The sequence below is a fragment of the Spirosoma oryzicola genome, from assembly GCF_021233055.1.
In the GTDB taxonomy this organism is placed as follows: domain Bacteria; phylum Bacteroidota; class Bacteroidia; order Cytophagales; family Spirosomataceae; genus Spirosoma; species Spirosoma oryzicola.
The window spans coordinates 3,555,065-3,569,021 of record NZ_CP089538.1; the positions used below are offsets into that span (position 1 = coordinate 3,555,065).

Sequence of the window (13,957 nt, forward strand, 5' to 3'; positions counted from 1 at the left end):
TGTGATGCCCTTAACCAATACCCTTTAGTTGCCGTTATAATTCGTAACTGAATGCTTAAAACGGCAGAAAAACAAGCCACTCCCTGCCCGTTGATCTCCTTTATCCATTATGAAAAAGTCTATTTATTTTCTGCTAATGCTGGGATTGGTTCATTATTCCGTAATGGCTCAGTCTATTTCTTACCCTCATCCTGTTCGGTACATTACGCTCCGCCAGGAGCAAAAAACGATGCGTATGGCTTACATGGATGTTGCACCCATAGGTAAGCCAACCGGCAAAACAGTATTGCTTTTCCACGGTAAGAATTTCAGCGGTATCTATTGGCGGGACGTAATTAACTTTCTCAGCAAAGCGGGCTATCGGGTTATTGCGCCGGATCAGGTTGGCTGGGGTCGGTCGGATTTTCCTGATCTACATTATAGTTTCCATGCGCTGGCTGCGAATAACAAGCAATTGCTTGATTCATTGCAGGTCGATCAGGTGGTTGTTATGGGCCACTCAATGGGCGGTATGCTGGCGACGCGCTTCGCTTTACGTTACCCCGAGCGGGTACGTCAGCTGATCCTGGAAAATCCGATCGGATTAGAAGATTACCGGACATTTGTTCCGTATTCGCCCATTGATAGTTTGTACGAAGGTGAATTAGGGGCCACCTACGCGTCGTACAAGAAGTACCAGCAGAGCTATTACCCGACTTGGGAAGCCAAATACGAAGAATGGGTGCGCGTACAAGCGTCGGCACTGGAAGATCCGCGTTTCAAACAGATTGCCTGGGTCAACGCCCTGACATACCAAATGATCTATGAGCAACCTGTTTGTTACGAATTCAAAAACCTAAAAGCTCCCACTCTATTAATTATCGGTCAGGCCGACCGGACCATTGTCGGGAAAGCGCGGGTACCTAAAGCGCTGGTCAATCAGCACGGTCAATACCCCGAACTGGGCAAACGCACGCATCAACAAATCGTGGGCAGCCAATTGGTGGAGCTTCCGGGTGTGGGCCACATTCCGCATGTGCAGTCATTGGCGGAATTTCAGAAAGCCGTCTTGAGTTTTCTGCGCTAAACTCGTTCAACAAACACTAATTGAACCAGACCTGGGGCACCGTGACTGTGTTAACCCAGTAATTTTTCAGCGAGCTCATGCAGGCTTTCCATTCATTAAAGACAAACGGTTTTTGAACAAACGACGTCGAATTTAATTCATTAGCCATTTCCACGTTTTCGTCTGTTTTGTAAGCCGACAGCATAACGACGGGCAGCGATTTGCCTTGCGGGTGAGCCCGTAATTCTTCCAGGAAAGTAAACCCGTTCTCTTCTGTCTTTAAATCCACATCCAGTAGTATCAGCCTGGGACCCGGACCCTTTAGGCTATGCAGGTAATTAACGGCTTCCCGATAAGAGGCAAGATAGGTGAAGGTGGCTTCTTCAAAGCTGTATTTCGCAGCATATTCTAGCGTATCCAAAACCATTGGATCATCATCTATCAATAAGATAGGAAACGGTTTGTTCATAACAAACGGGCAGCAATTGAGATGTAAAACTGGAGAAAACTTTCATACTTTAGATTTATTATGAATTAAAAAGTAACAAAATCTCCATCTATTTATAATAAGCAGTTGTGCTTTGGCGGATCAATTGCCTCATGCACAGTACTACTTTCTGTCAGAAACGATTCCAGGCAGTGCGTACCGCTGAATACGCGGTTTTCTTCGGTAAGGCTTACGTTGAATCTATCAATCAGGATAAACAACAATCTCGCAGATACACGGATTTAGACTGCACTACTCCTTTATTATAAACGTAACGCTGGCAATAAACGTCTGTCGTGGTATGCCAATCCTACTGTATTTAGTCTTTGTTTTGGACGAGATCATAAAGCATTGAATTAGGTAGGGCCTGCTCCGTTCACTCACTACCGGGAACAGTCTTTTGCAGCTGGTACTTACGTTTCATCATGGAAACCTCGCCCGATCACTCTACGTCCGCAGACAAACAACCTCAACCCGCCCAACAGCAGATTGAGGCCGCTACTAATTTTCTGGAAACATGCGACCGCTTATCAACGGGTTACGATAATGGCTTTTACTGGGATGACGTTCAGCGGGCGTTGCGCATTGCGGCAGGAATCGAAAATTGGCCGGAGTGAACTACCAGCGCCTTGTTCACTGGCTAACCGGTGTTGGAAGTACCGCACAGGCCAAGACTTAATTAGAAAACTAACTTCGTAACGTTAACAGATAACATACCATCACATGAGCAGTAGCGTCAGGGTTGGCACCTGCGGCTTCAACGGCACAAAAGCCAACTATCAGCAACGTCTTTCCTGCGTGGAAGTACAACATACCTTCTATCAACCTCCGCAACTGACGACCCTGCACCGATGGCGCAATGATGTTTCCGCCGACTTTGAGTTTACCCTAAAAGCCTGGCAGCTAATTACTCATCAAGCCAAGAGCCCAACCTACAAACGTCTCAGGCGAAAACTCACCGATCAGGAACTGGCGGATGCTGGTTTTTTCCGTCCTACTACCATTGTCGAAGAAGCCTGGCAGCTTACCCTGGCCTGCGCCCATGCGTTGAAAGCCCGGACAATTCTCTTTCAGTGTCCAGCCAGTTTTACCCAGACGTCGGAACACATCGCCCACATGGTCGGCTTCTTTTCCCGAATCGACCGGACAGGACTCCGGTTATGCTGGGAACCCAGAGGAAACTGGGACCGGCAGGTCGTTCGTGCGTTGTGTCACGACCTCGACCTGTGGCACGTCGTTGATCCATTTGTTAATACAACAACAACTCCTGAGCGGTGTTATTTCCGGTTGCACGGCCGGCAGGGCTGGCGATACAAGTACGAACCGCATGAGTTGACGGAGCTTCTGGAACTTCTGCCTCACGAGCAGCCGTCATACGTATTTTTCAACAATATCCACATGATGCAGGATGCACTGGCATTCAAAACCATACTGGAATCGCAGGACAACCTTGATTGATTGGCCTGCTTGCTCATCCTTGTCTTTACTTGTTGACGCAATAGATAAGACCCGTTCCTGGCTTGGCTCTCATGTCCTCGACGTACTGCTCCATTTCGGATTGCCCGCACAGCTCCTGCGTGATTTTGGCTGACTGTGGATTGTCCGTGGTGTATACCGTGCAACTATAACAGAGTTTCCCGACCGACGAAGGTTTGCAGGAAAACAGAACCGAAAAGCAGGTAAGCAAAAGCAAGCGTTTCATAACCGATGTGTACTGAGTTCGCCAAAACTAATCGATTGAGGCACCTTGCCTCAACGGATGTCTGCGCGAACTGTACTCATCGAAGCATGGCCTGACAGAAACACTGCCTGAAATAGCCCGTTCTCCGGCTGGCTGCTGTAGATTGGGCAGACAGCTATTTCTTCAGCACCGCCATGATCTTCTGGTAGATATCCGTGTTTTCGTAAACACCCCGAAAGTCCAGAGAATGCGGCCCGTAGGCAAAAACCGGCACCATCACTCCGGTATGGTCGTTGGTGCTGAAATGCCCATCGACGTATCCTTTTTTCAGGTTTCCATCAAGCAACGTCAACCCGCCCGTTTCGTGATCGGCGGTAACGATTACCAGCGTTTGCCCGTCGGCGTCAGCAAAACGCATGGCTTCGCCAATGGCTTTGTCAAAATCAAGCATTTCGCGCGCTACGTAGCTCATGTTGTTGACATGACCGCCGTAGTCGATCTGGGCACCTTCGACCATCATAAAAAAACCAGCCTGATTTCCTTTCAACTCCGCAACTACTTTTTGGAGACTATTCGTCAGGAAATTGCCCCGGCCTTTGTCGATGGATACCACCGCTTTATCGTCAAGCAGGACGAAGGGTGCTTTCAACTGGGTAAGGTCGCTGAACTGTTCACCGACGCGGTATCCGTCTTTCCGCAACGAATCAAGCAAATGCTGATCCTTGAAATAGCGCAACCCACCGCCAATAAGAATATCGGGTTTGGTCGCCAGAAAATCGGTGGCAATCTCCTGTTCGAATGACCGGTCGGGTTGGTGCGCGTAGAAGGCCGCAGGTGTAGCGTCGGTTACACTACCCGCCGTGATCAAGCCGCTTTTTATGCCATATTTTTTTAGCTGCGCTGGTAAGGCCAACAGAGGCCGATTCAGCGAATCCACGCCAATAGCCCGGTTATTAGTTTTCTGTCCGGTAGCCATGGCCGTTGCTCCCGCTGCCGAATCCGTAATGTAGGTATCGGCGGCACTGGTTTTCGAAAAACCAATGTTCAGCATTTTAGCCAGATTGAGGTTACCCCGGTTGGCCGTCAGCCCGGTGTAGATCTGGGCCAACCCCATGCCATCGCCAATCAGCAGAATCACGTTGCGCACCCGGCTACGGGCATCGTTGTTGCGATAGGTCGGTTCGTAGACGGTATGGAAATCCGTACTTTGAAATTCGGCGGTGGGTCGTGAGTTCAGGAATTCGGCCAGTCCACTGATCTGATCGGTATTGATGTAATCGACGCCCAGATTAACCAGCGCTTTCCAAGTATTGATGTTATCGGGTGTCGCCCAGAGCCGGATTTTTTTGCCCAGCTGATGCCCGTTTCGCACAAACGCCTGTAGCTTTTCCGCTTCTTTCTTCACAACAAGCCCTTTGCCATTCCAGCGACTGAACGCCAGAAACGACTGGCTGATCAGTCCGATATGCTTGAGTTGGTCAGCTGTATAGTTTACATCGGGCCGTCCGTCAAAGAGTAGCCAGTCGGGGAAGTTGTTGAACTGATCAGGAGCCGGAATAGTACCGCTGACCACCACACGAACCTGTCCGTTCACGCCAAAAGCAGCGGGGTACGCGCCCAACTGTTTTATCAGTAAAGGAAGCGTCTGGCTTGCCGGCGTTTTCAGGTCGATCAGCAGTTGCAAGGGAGCACCATCTTTGTAAATCTTACCGCCCTGCTCTTGCATCTTTTGAAGGATTGGCTGGATATACAGTCGTTCCAGTGTACGGCTGTTATCGACATCCGATGAGTCATGCGCCACATAAAGCTGACCCCGATACGCGTGAACGTCAGCTTCAATGGATCCGAAATTGGCGTAATAAGCCGCCAGGAATGGGATGTTCTGCGCGTAATCGTTGTGCGAATGTGCCTGGGCGGTGGTATACAGTCCGGTCGGTTGCGCGAAGCTGAAACGGCTGATTAAAAATACAGTTAAGCAGAAGAAGTGAAATCGAGAAATCATGCAATAAACGAGACAGTTGGACTCTCAGGGGGAGTTTGTAGTCGCCGGACGGCGATGAATGCGCTACTACGGTAGCCGTAAGCCAGCCACAAAACTACGATCAATTGCGCGTTCGCACCGCATCGTCTGGTGAAGTAACTGTTATTATTTACCGGCACTCAAGTCACTTCTTAACGATTTAGTAACACGCCCCTTTTCTTTAAATAAGTATAATTAGCGCCCTTCTGCTGGTCTTGCCACTTTATTTCTATTCCGGGAGCTACTTTAACTTTACGCATCTGGCAAACTTACTTAAAGTCTAAAATTTCCAGTTCTGGTGAAACTACCTATTTCGACTCCTGCTCAACTAGTAAATTAAAATACTGACTATCAAGAGTATAATTAAAATATTACTATAATCCGTATAAAGTACTATAGTATAAATCAGGTCTCTCTGCATTTGAGTGCTTGGGACGCTCCTGTTTATTAAGATATTTTTAATTCTGGAAATACGGCTCGTCACAATCAGACAATACGTTCAATTTTGCACCTTAATCTCATGTCCTCTGTATGCCATCCATCTACAAATTGACTTCTCAATATGGGCGTTGCTGGCGGTTATTGCTTTTAGCTTTAGCCGTTACCGTTTCACTATCCGCCCAGGCAGCAAATTTGCCCCTGGCGGTAAGCGCAACGGCTCATTCAACAAACGCAAAAACGACGGCTGACGTCACGATCACTGGTCGGGTGACCGATGCAACCACCAACGAAGCCCTGGCCGGTTGCAGCGTCGTACTGAAAGGAACTCAGCGCGGCACAACCACCGACGCTGATGGGCAATACCGGATCACCATACCCAACGCGAACAATGCCGTACTTGTCTTTGGTTTTATCGGTTTCGTATCGCAGGAAGTAGCGGTCAGCAATCGCACGGCGATCAACGTAGCCCTTAGCTCGTCAGCGTCCGAATTGAGCCAGGTTGTCGTGATTGGTTACGGTAGCACTACCAAGAAAGATATGACCGGGTCCATCAAATCGGTGAAAAGCACTGATTTTAACCGGGGGATCATCAACTCGCCGGAGCAATTGATCCAGGGTAAAGTAGCCGGGGTAAATGTAACGTCGGCGAGTGGCGAACCCGGTAGTTCGCAAACCATTACGATTCGCGGACCCGGTGGTGTTCGGACCGGCAGTACTCCCCTCTTCGTGCTCGACGGTTTACCCCTGGACAATTCCAGCACGGGCGGGGTTACCAACCCACTGACGTTTCTGAATCCACAGGATATCGAATCGATTGACGTACTGAAAGATGCCTCGGCAACGGCGATCTACGGAGCGCGGGGCGCCAACGGCGTTGTCCTGATCACGACCAAGAAAGGAAAATCGGGTTCCGCGTCGCTGACTCTTTCGTCGAGTCTGGGCATTTCCAAAATGGCGCGTCCGCTGCCAGTATTTACGGCGGATGAGTTTCGGGAGCAAGTAAAAGCGCTTGGTGGTGTTCTAGATGATAAAGGTGGATCAACCGACTGGCAAAAAGAAATCAGCCAGACCGCATACACCCAGAACCATAATTTGTCGTTTAGTGGCGGATCGGATAAGCTAACCTATTACGGGTCCGTCGGCGTACAGAACCAGCAGGGCGTTCTCAAAAACAGCCAGCTCGACCGCTATACGGGTCGTATCAACGCAACACAACGGATGCTGGATGACCGGCTGACGCTGGACGTAAACCTTAACGCATCGTACACAAATAATCAACGGCCTCCCGGAAACTCGGCAGGTAGCGGAGTGACGACCATTGGCGGTGCCATCTCCGCTAATCCCACATTTCCCGCTTACGATTCGGCAGGTGATCCGTTTCAGTACCAAGGAGCTACAAACCCGTTGATCACGTTGAAGCTCGAGAAAGACATAACGACCACGAACCGGATCGTAGCCAATATTTCACCGTCCTACAAAATTCTGAAGAATCTGGTCTACAAGCTCAATTTCGGCATCGACAACTCCAGTGCGGTTCGCGATCAACAGTCACTGGCCAACGCCGTTCCGCAACAGGACGGACGGCTGCTGAGCACTTACACTACCAACCGCAACGTGCTGGTAGAAAACTACTTCACGTACACGCTCACCAAGACCAACCACAATCTGACGGCTTTGCTGGGTCACTCCTACCAGAATTTCTTTGTGCAGGAGCGCAACTGGAGCATCAACAAATTCCCGATTACGCCCGTCGAACCAATCTACAACCCTGGTTTAGGGCAGGAACTGACGCTAGCGAATAACCGCCCAACGGGTTTCGCGCTGAAGAATGAATTGCAATCGTTTTTTGGCCGGGTCAATTACCAGTTCAACGACAAGTATCTGGTAACAGCTACCGTACGGGCCGACGGTTCGTCGAAGTTCGGTGCCAACAACAAATACGGCGTTTTCCCATCGTTTTCAGCGGGATGGCGGCTGTCGGAAGAAAGCTTTCTGAAATCGGGACCGTTCACAGATCTGAAATTACGGGCGGGCTGGGGCCAGACGGGCAACCAGGAAATTCCGGCTAAAATCACGCAGGCCCTGTTTACGGCTCAGGTGTCCAACACGACCAGCTATCCCCTCGACGGTTCGACCAGCTACCCCGCCGGTATCTCGTACACCCGACTGGCGAATCCCGACATTCAATGGGAAGTATCGTCGCAAACCGATTTAGGACTTGATTTTGCCGTGTTCAAAGGGGCATTGTCGGGTTCGGTCGATTACTTCCGCAAAGTATCGAACAAGATTCTGCTTGAAGTAATCCCCGCCGATCCCGTTCAACCCGCCAGCACCTATTGGACCAACGTGCCGAACATGAGCATCACCAACCAGGGGCTCGAACTGGACTTGAACTACCGTTACGCCAGCCTGAGCGGTTTCCGATTCGACATCGGGGGAAACATCACGTTCATTGACAACGTAGTCCGCAACTCCCCTTATTCGGTTATCACGTCGGGATCGGCGCAGGGTTCGGGCCTCACGTCGGCAACGGTCAACGGCTACATTAACGGGCAACCCATCGGTACGTTTTTCCTGAAAGAATTCACGGGCTTTGACGAGAAAGGGATTAGCACCTACCGAGATGCGGACGGCGACGGTATCGTCACGGACAAAGACCGGATTGCGGCTGGCAGCGCGTTGCCTACCAAGCAGTTCAATATCAACAGTACTCTGGCATACAAAGGCTTCGACTTAGCGATCAACTTCAATGGCGTGTCGGGCAACAAGATTTACGACAATACGGCCAACGCGAGTTTTTACAAGTTGCGGTTGTCGAAGGGCCTGAACTCGACACCCGAAGCCATTCAGTACGCGCAAGAGTCGATCAACAACTCGGCCCCGGTATCGACACGCTATTTAAAGAGCGGCAGCTTTTTCCGGCTCAACAACCTCGCGCTCGGTTATAACCTGAATCCGAAGTCGATAGGTATCAACCGCTGGCTCAACGGCATTCGGATCTCTGTAACGGCTCAGAACCTGTTCGTCATTACCAAATACGACGGGTACGATCCAGAGGTTAACACCGACCGTGCCGTGAATGGTATTTCGTCTTTTGGTATCGATTACCTCAGCTACCCCAAAGCGCGCTCGGTCATCTTTGGTCTGAACCTTACATTCTAATCATCCTGTCATTGATTGTCTTTTCACGTCTTGCTATTCGTCTGTCTGGAACGTTGGCAACAGCAGGATAAACGACAATCAATGACTTACCTTCTTTAGCCATGAAAAAAATAATCTTTTCCGCGTTGGCGCTCGTTGCTTTGTCGGGAACATACGGTTGCACCAAACTCGAAGAAAACGTACTCGATGAAGCGTCGGTATCGGGCTTATCGGACCGGCAGCTTGCCGACGGTAACATTGCCCCGGTTTACGCGCTGCTTCCCAACATTTTCCTGCATACGAACTACTTCGCCGTTCAGGAAATTTCGACCGACGAAGCGATTCTACCCTACCGGGGCGGCACCGACTGGGGCGACAATGGCATTTATCTGGCCCTGCACCAGCATACGCACACCAGCACAGATCCCAACCTGCTCAATACCTGGAACCTACTGGCGCAAAGCCTTTCGCGTTCCGTGTCGGCCGTCAATACGCTGCCGAACCTTAAAGACCCGTCGGCGGCTATCTACCTGGCCGAAGCACGGGGTATGCGGGCTTACTACTCCATGCTGATGCTTGATCTGTTTGGGGTTGTATTCGTCAAAGACGATCCACAGGCCAACTCAAAAATTTTACGCGGAGAGGCCGCCTACAATTACATCCTGAGCGAATTATTAGCCGCCGAGCCTAATCTATCCCCTTCGGTTGGTCCTGGCCGGATGAGCAAAGGGGCAGCCTGGGGTCTGCTGGCGCGGCTTTATCTCAATGCCGCCGTGTATCGCGACCGGTACGCTACGCAGTTTACGTTTCAACCCGCCGATATGGATAAGGTGGTGGAATACTGTGACAAGATTATCAACTCGGGTCAGTACCAGCTGTCGAGGGATTACTTTTCAATTTTCAACTCGAATAACCACGACAACAAGGAGTTGATCTTTGCCGTCGACCAGCGGGCCGAGCTGAATGGAACAAACCGACTGGCTTATTTCTCGATTTCGGGCGACCAGTTTCCGCTGCCTGCTTACCCGGCGGCTAACGGCACCGACGGTCCGGCCATCACGCCCGATTACTACCGAAGCTGGACCAGCGCGTATTCACCAAAAGATCCGTCCGTTGACCCGCGTTTTTACAAGCAAAACCTGTCGATTTACTCGAACCCGGCGGATTCGTGCGTAGCCGAGGGTGATTTCAACATCAACCGGGGTATTCTACGCGGCCAACAGTACGGCCTGCTGCGGGTGAACGGCGCTTTCTTGCGTTGCCCCGATGGCAAATACAAAGTTGGCAGGCTGACCAACGTAACCCGCAACCGCCCCACCGTACCCGTGATTTTCACCGAGCAGGTTGATTTCACCGTAGCGGGCAGCGATTACAGCACGGGCTACCGGGTCGAAAAATACGAGTTCAGCAAGAAATCGACGAGTGGCCGGAACCTGGGCGACGCAGACATTTCGATTGTTCGGCTGGCCGATGTGTATCTGATGCGTGCGGAAGCCAAACTCCGCAAGAGCAATGATGCAGCCAGCGCCCTCGCCGACGTGAACACGGTTCGGGCAGCGCGTACGCTGACAACGCCCCCACCTACCCTGACGACGATGGATCTGGACCTGCTGTTCCGGGAGCGCGGTTTCGAATTGTACTGGGAAATGGTTCGCCGGACGGATATGATCCGCTTTGGTAAATACGAAGGGACCTGGACCGAAAAGACCAACAACAATACCCGCAAGCGCATCTTCCCGATTCCACAAACCGCCATCGATGGCGCGTCGAACTTGCCCGGTTATCTAGTGCAGAACGAAAGCTATTAAACAACTATCGCCGATCCGTATTCTGCTAAGTAAAACAGCGGCTAATCATCACCTGATTAGCCGCTGTTTTGTTACGGTGTCGTTCAAATAGGTTTTTCACTAACTCGACAATTGCCACAGCACGTGGAATCCAGAGACTAGCAGCAGTAGCAAGAACGAGTAGACCAGTGCGTGCACAGACAAATCGACGAGTCGATAGAAGAAATTAGAACTGTTGAATTCCATAGGTTAGTAACGAGTAGGGTTAAGCAAGTACGGGTAAACTTTAGGGAAACCAATTTAAGTAATTGCAGAAGTAAATCGACTACAAAACAGGCAGAAGTAACCGGCGACTAATAAAAATCCCTACCGGCAGGGCCAGAAGGGATTACACTACTACCTTCAACATAAAAATATAATTACTCAATCATAAGCAAATCAGATTACGACCGCCTTTGTAGCAGTTGTAGATACCTCTAGCGAACCCAAACTCCTCAGTACACTCAACTGGTTTAGCTAGCGCCACTATTTCAAAAACTAATAGATGACCATGCAAAGTAAATACACAGTAGCCAAACTTGTATTTATACTTAAGTAATTCTAATCGATTTTTAACACTAATCTAGAAAATTGATCGACACACATGCCAAACTACTACCTCTTGATTAACGGACAATCCTGCAAATGTCACAAACCGCTATTGTTCGGGTGATTGTCCAACAATCATACCGGTTTCTGACTTAATACGTTACTTTACTAAACCAGGCTGTCGTTTTGAAGCGCTTCAGTTTGCGCAAGTACACGCAGATACTAGCGTTATTCTCTTTTACTGATAATCATGCAACAAAAAGCAACCATCTGGCTTGTCGACGATGACGAACAAGTTACGGACATCATCCAACGAGCCTTCAAGCTCGAGCAGTTGACTTGTCAAATAGTCAGCTTTCCCAGTGACACAGCGTTGCTGGAAGCTATTACGCAGGCCGCTTCACTCCCAGCCTTGCTGATTGTCGATTATTACTTGCCCGGTACGGATGGTTTACAACTCATCCAGCGACTAAAAGAAAACCCATCGACCAGCACGTTGAAAACCATTCTGTTCAGTCAGAATTTAAAGTCGGATGTGGTGTTCAAGGCGCAGGAATTAAACGTTTATCAGGTTACCAACAAGCCTACCACCTTTCAGGAATGGCGTAATTTTGCCGATGAACTTTGCCTGGCGGGTTATTTCTCCTCGCTCTAAACAAGCAAACGCCTGATCAACGGTATTCCGGTCAATCAGGCGTCGTTTTCGCTTCGCATTTAGCGCGATAGGTATTTACTTCTTTTTCGCAGCCCGCATTCCGCTGGCTTGATCGAACGATAGGTTGGTGGTAAAGAAAGGAAGCATCTTCTGCTCGATTCGTTCAGCAATGCGGTTGATATGATCGCCTTCGTATTCTTCGTACGTATGCGCAATTCCATAACTGGTCAACACCCCATCCAGCCGCTTGTTGTTGGCCGCAATACTTACATCCTTATCGCCGGCATCAAACGCCACCGCCTTCAACTGCTTGATGTTTGAAATGTACTGATCGATCATGGCTAACGGCGCATTGGCTACCCACTTAGCCATAACGATTGGCTGGGGCTGCCCATCTTTTACCGGTAAGTCCAGGTGAAAAACGCCCTGACCGGGGTCCGGCGACCAGGCTGCTGCTGACGCAAAAGCGGCTTTTGTGCCAAAGTCAGCTTTTTCCAGATCGGCTACCGTCTTGACGCTTTCCAGCTTGGCGGCCTGCTGCGGATTGGGTGTAGCATCCAGATTAGGCAGCATACAGCAGGGGCTCAATAGATACAGGCTGGAAAAAATCTCCGGGTGTTTCTGACCAATTCGAATCGAGCCGTAGCCTCCCATCGAGTGACCGGCCAACCCCCGACTGGTTGCCTGCGGGATCGTCCGGTAATGCCCATCGACATAGGCAACCAGTTCTTTGGCTACGTAATCCTCCCAATTGCCAATGGTGACCGAGTTGGAGTACATACTACCGAAAAAACGGTTGTAGGCGTTCGGCGTCACGATAATAAACTCTTTTGATTTTCCGTCTGCCAACGCCTTATCAACAGTAGCGGGCAGATTGATCCAGTGCTTCGTAAACCCATACCATTTGTCATCGCTGTCGGTAAACCCGTGCAGAAAATAAATAACGGGGTAGCGTCGATTCTTGTCGGTTTTATAACTCGGCGGCAGATAAATCGACACATCCCGATCAGGCGAATCGCCAGCCAGATTGCCCTCCAGCCCTTTCCCATGCACTTTAATACGCTCTACCGTTCCCGTCTTCAAGGCGTTATCCTGACCAAAGCCAGACAACGAACCGATCAGACAACAGACCGTCGTCAACACAAACGCCCGACATTGCCGAGCCAAAGAAGTAGTTGATTGATTCATGTCCCTAGAAGAACGAAAAGAAATCTCTTTACTGCTTATCGAAGCGTTTTAACCGCCATTGCCTCACTTCCGCAACCCCTGCTGCTACAGAAACCGTTTACAGGTAAGGTTATAACAAGTATGAGTTACAGTAAGCCAGACACAGATTGCTGCCTGGCTTATTTGTGTAGAGACAGTACGATTGAAGCGGCTTTTGCCCAGTTATGAAACAGTCCTTTTGTCTGGACCAGTAAAATACCAGTACGGTCTGGATCATCGAGCGATCGAAACACCCAACGAGCAAAAACCCTGGCGCGTACTAAATGGAGTTAGGCGATCAGGGCGAACCGGTTAGTAGGCAACGTAGCGATTGTTACAGGTGGGAAGCGCGTTTTGAGATTAGTTGCTGAGTGTAAAGGTAACCGTCATCAGTCCGCCATCAATTGATCGATCCAGAATAAGCAAGCCTGTATCTTCATCAAACAACCGGTCACCCACTTGCGGCAACACACCAAACGTCCTGTAAAACTTGTGAATGCTATTGAAGCATATTTTCAGCTTTTCTTCCCAGGTATCGGCGATAAGCTGATCTTCATACCAATTAAAAACTGTTGAGTGCTTCTTGATGAAATGAAGTTGCTTTTCGGAGAGCAAGAAGCGAACCTTCCACTCTTGGATTACCCACTCATCGTGTTCAAACGTATCGACAATAGCTCTCATGATGGTTTGACTGGCTAGCTCTCCGTGAATTACTAAAGGTAACCGAAAATATAAGGTATACAACTTTAATCTTTGTTTACGGTAGTAAGCACTCCTATAAATAAACCATTACCTCACGTTTTCATTAGTTCCGGTTAATTCATAGCGGAAGCTTACCAAGCAATACGTATCAAACGCCAATCATCACCGTTACGAGTAGAAATTACAGGAAATCTAGTATTACAC

The 13,957-nt window shown here is 49.6% G+C and carries 11 protein-coding genes; 6 read left to right on the forward strand and 5 right to left on the reverse strand.

The window, feature by feature from the left end; genetic code table 11:
• Positions 1-109: 109 nt before the first annotated feature.
• Complete coding sequence (locus LQ777_RS15045) at positions 110-1,066, forward strand: alpha/beta hydrolase (protein WP_232558750.1); 957 nt, start codon at positions 110-112, stop codon at positions 1,064-1,066.
• A gap of 16 nt (positions 1,067-1,082) precedes the next feature.
• Here the strand turns inward: LQ777_RS15045 and LQ777_RS15050 are convergent, their stop codons facing one another.
• On the reverse strand, positions 1,083-1,514 hold the full coding sequence (locus LQ777_RS15050) for a response regulator (RefSeq protein WP_232558751.1): 432 nt from the start codon (positions 1,512-1,514) through the stop codon (positions 1,083-1,085).
• Positions 1,515-1,957: 443 nt separating this feature from the next.
• Here LQ777_RS15050 and LQ777_RS15055 point away from each other — a divergent pair, with 443 nt between their 5' ends.
• The gene (locus LQ777_RS15055) at positions 1,958-2,149 is read left to right on the forward strand and encodes a hypothetical protein (RefSeq protein WP_232558752.1); all 192 of its coding nucleotides are present in this window, start codon (positions 1,958-1,960) and stop codon (positions 2,147-2,149) included.
• A gap of 106 nt (positions 2,150-2,255) precedes the next feature.
• Positions 2,256-2,990, forward strand: coding sequence for a DUF72 domain-containing protein (locus tag LQ777_RS15060; RefSeq protein WP_232558753.1), 735 nt, complete (start codon positions 2,256-2,258; stop codon positions 2,988-2,990).
• Positions 2,991-3,015: 25 nt separating this feature from the next.
• Here LQ777_RS15060 and LQ777_RS15065 read toward each other — a convergent pair whose 3' ends face one another.
• Together LQ777_RS15065 and LQ777_RS15070 are read right to left on the reverse strand one after the other, a co-directional pair.
• Positions 3,016-3,234: a hypothetical protein gene (locus LQ777_RS15065; RefSeq protein ID WP_232558754.1), complete on the reverse strand. Its 219-nt coding sequence runs from the start codon at positions 3,232-3,234 to the stop codon at positions 3,016-3,018.
• A 154-nt stretch (positions 3,235-3,388) separates the two neighbouring features.
• Complete coding sequence (locus tag LQ777_RS15070; protein WP_232558755.1) at positions 3,389-5,215, reverse strand: alkaline phosphatase; 1,827 nt, start codon at positions 5,213-5,215, stop codon at positions 3,389-3,391.
• Positions 5,216-5,764: 549 nt separating this feature from the next.
• On the opposite strand from LQ777_RS15070, the gene LQ777_RS15075 reads away from it, so the two are divergent.
• From LQ777_RS15075 to LQ777_RS15085, 3 genes are all read left to right on the forward strand, one after another.
• Entirely contained in the window at positions 5,765-8,836 is a 3,072-nt protein-coding gene (locus tag LQ777_RS15075) for a SusC/RagA family TonB-linked outer membrane protein (protein ID WP_232558756.1), read from the forward strand.
• 101 nt (positions 8,837-8,937) lie between these two features.
• Positions 8,938-10,623: a RagB/SusD family nutrient uptake outer membrane protein gene (locus LQ777_RS15080; RefSeq protein ID WP_232558757.1), complete on the forward strand. Its 1,686-nt coding sequence runs from the start codon at positions 8,938-8,940 to the stop codon at positions 10,621-10,623.
• An 817-nt stretch (positions 10,624-11,440) separates the two neighbouring features.
• Positions 11,441-11,845 (forward strand): response regulator, encoded by a 405-nt coding sequence (locus LQ777_RS15085; protein WP_232558758.1) that lies wholly within the window; start codon positions 11,441-11,443, stop codon positions 11,843-11,845.
• A 75-nt stretch (positions 11,846-11,920) separates the two neighbouring features.
• On the opposite strand, the gene LQ777_RS15090 is transcribed toward LQ777_RS15085, so the two are convergent.
• Entirely contained in the window at positions 11,921-13,033 is a 1,113-nt protein-coding gene (locus LQ777_RS15090; protein ID WP_232558759.1) for an alpha/beta hydrolase, read from the reverse strand.
• A 378-nt stretch (positions 13,034-13,411) separates the two neighbouring features.
• Positions 13,412-13,732, reverse strand: a complete 321-nt coding sequence (locus tag LQ777_RS15095) for a hypothetical protein (RefSeq protein ID WP_232558760.1) — start codon at positions 13,730-13,732, stop codon at positions 13,412-13,414.
• Between the last annotated feature and the right edge of the window lie 225 nt (positions 13,733-13,957).

Coding starts and splice junctions, on each gene's coding strand:
- LQ777_RS15060 (WP_232558753.1), top strand. CDS start 2,256: ATGAGCAGTAGCGTCAGGGTTGGCACCTGCGGCTTCAACGGCACAAAA.
- LQ777_RS15070 (WP_232558755.1), bottom strand. CDS start 5,215: ATGATTTCTCGATTTCACTTCTTCTGCTTAACTGTATTTTTAATCAGC.
- LQ777_RS15080 (WP_232558757.1), top strand. CDS start 8,938: ATGAAAAAAATAATCTTTTCCGCGTTGGCGCTCGTTGCTTTGTCGGGA.
- LQ777_RS15075 (WP_232558756.1), top strand. CDS start 5,765: ATGCCATCCATCTACAAATTGACTTCTCAATATGGGCGTTGCTGGCGG.
- LQ777_RS15095 (WP_232558760.1), bottom strand. CDS start 13,732: ATGAGAGCTATTGTCGATACGTTTGAACACGATGAGTGGGTAATCCAA.
- LQ777_RS15045 (WP_232558750.1), top strand. CDS start 110: ATGAAAAAGTCTATTTATTTTCTGCTAATGCTGGGATTGGTTCATTAT.
- LQ777_RS15065 (WP_232558754.1), bottom strand. CDS start 3,234: ATGAAACGCTTGCTTTTGCTTACCTGCTTTTCGGTTCTGTTTTCCTGC.
- LQ777_RS15085 (WP_232558758.1), top strand. CDS start 11,441: ATGCAACAAAAAGCAACCATCTGGCTTGTCGACGATGACGAACAAGTT.
- LQ777_RS15050 (WP_232558751.1), bottom strand. CDS start 1,514: ATGAACAAACCGTTTCCTATCTTATTGATAGATGATGATCCAATGGTT.
- LQ777_RS15090 (WP_232558759.1), bottom strand. CDS start 13,033: ATGAATCAATCAACTACTTCTTTGGCTCGGCAATGTCGGGCGTTTGTG.
- LQ777_RS15055 (WP_232558752.1), top strand. CDS start 1,958: ATGGAAACCTCGCCCGATCACTCTACGTCCGCAGACAAACAACCTCAA.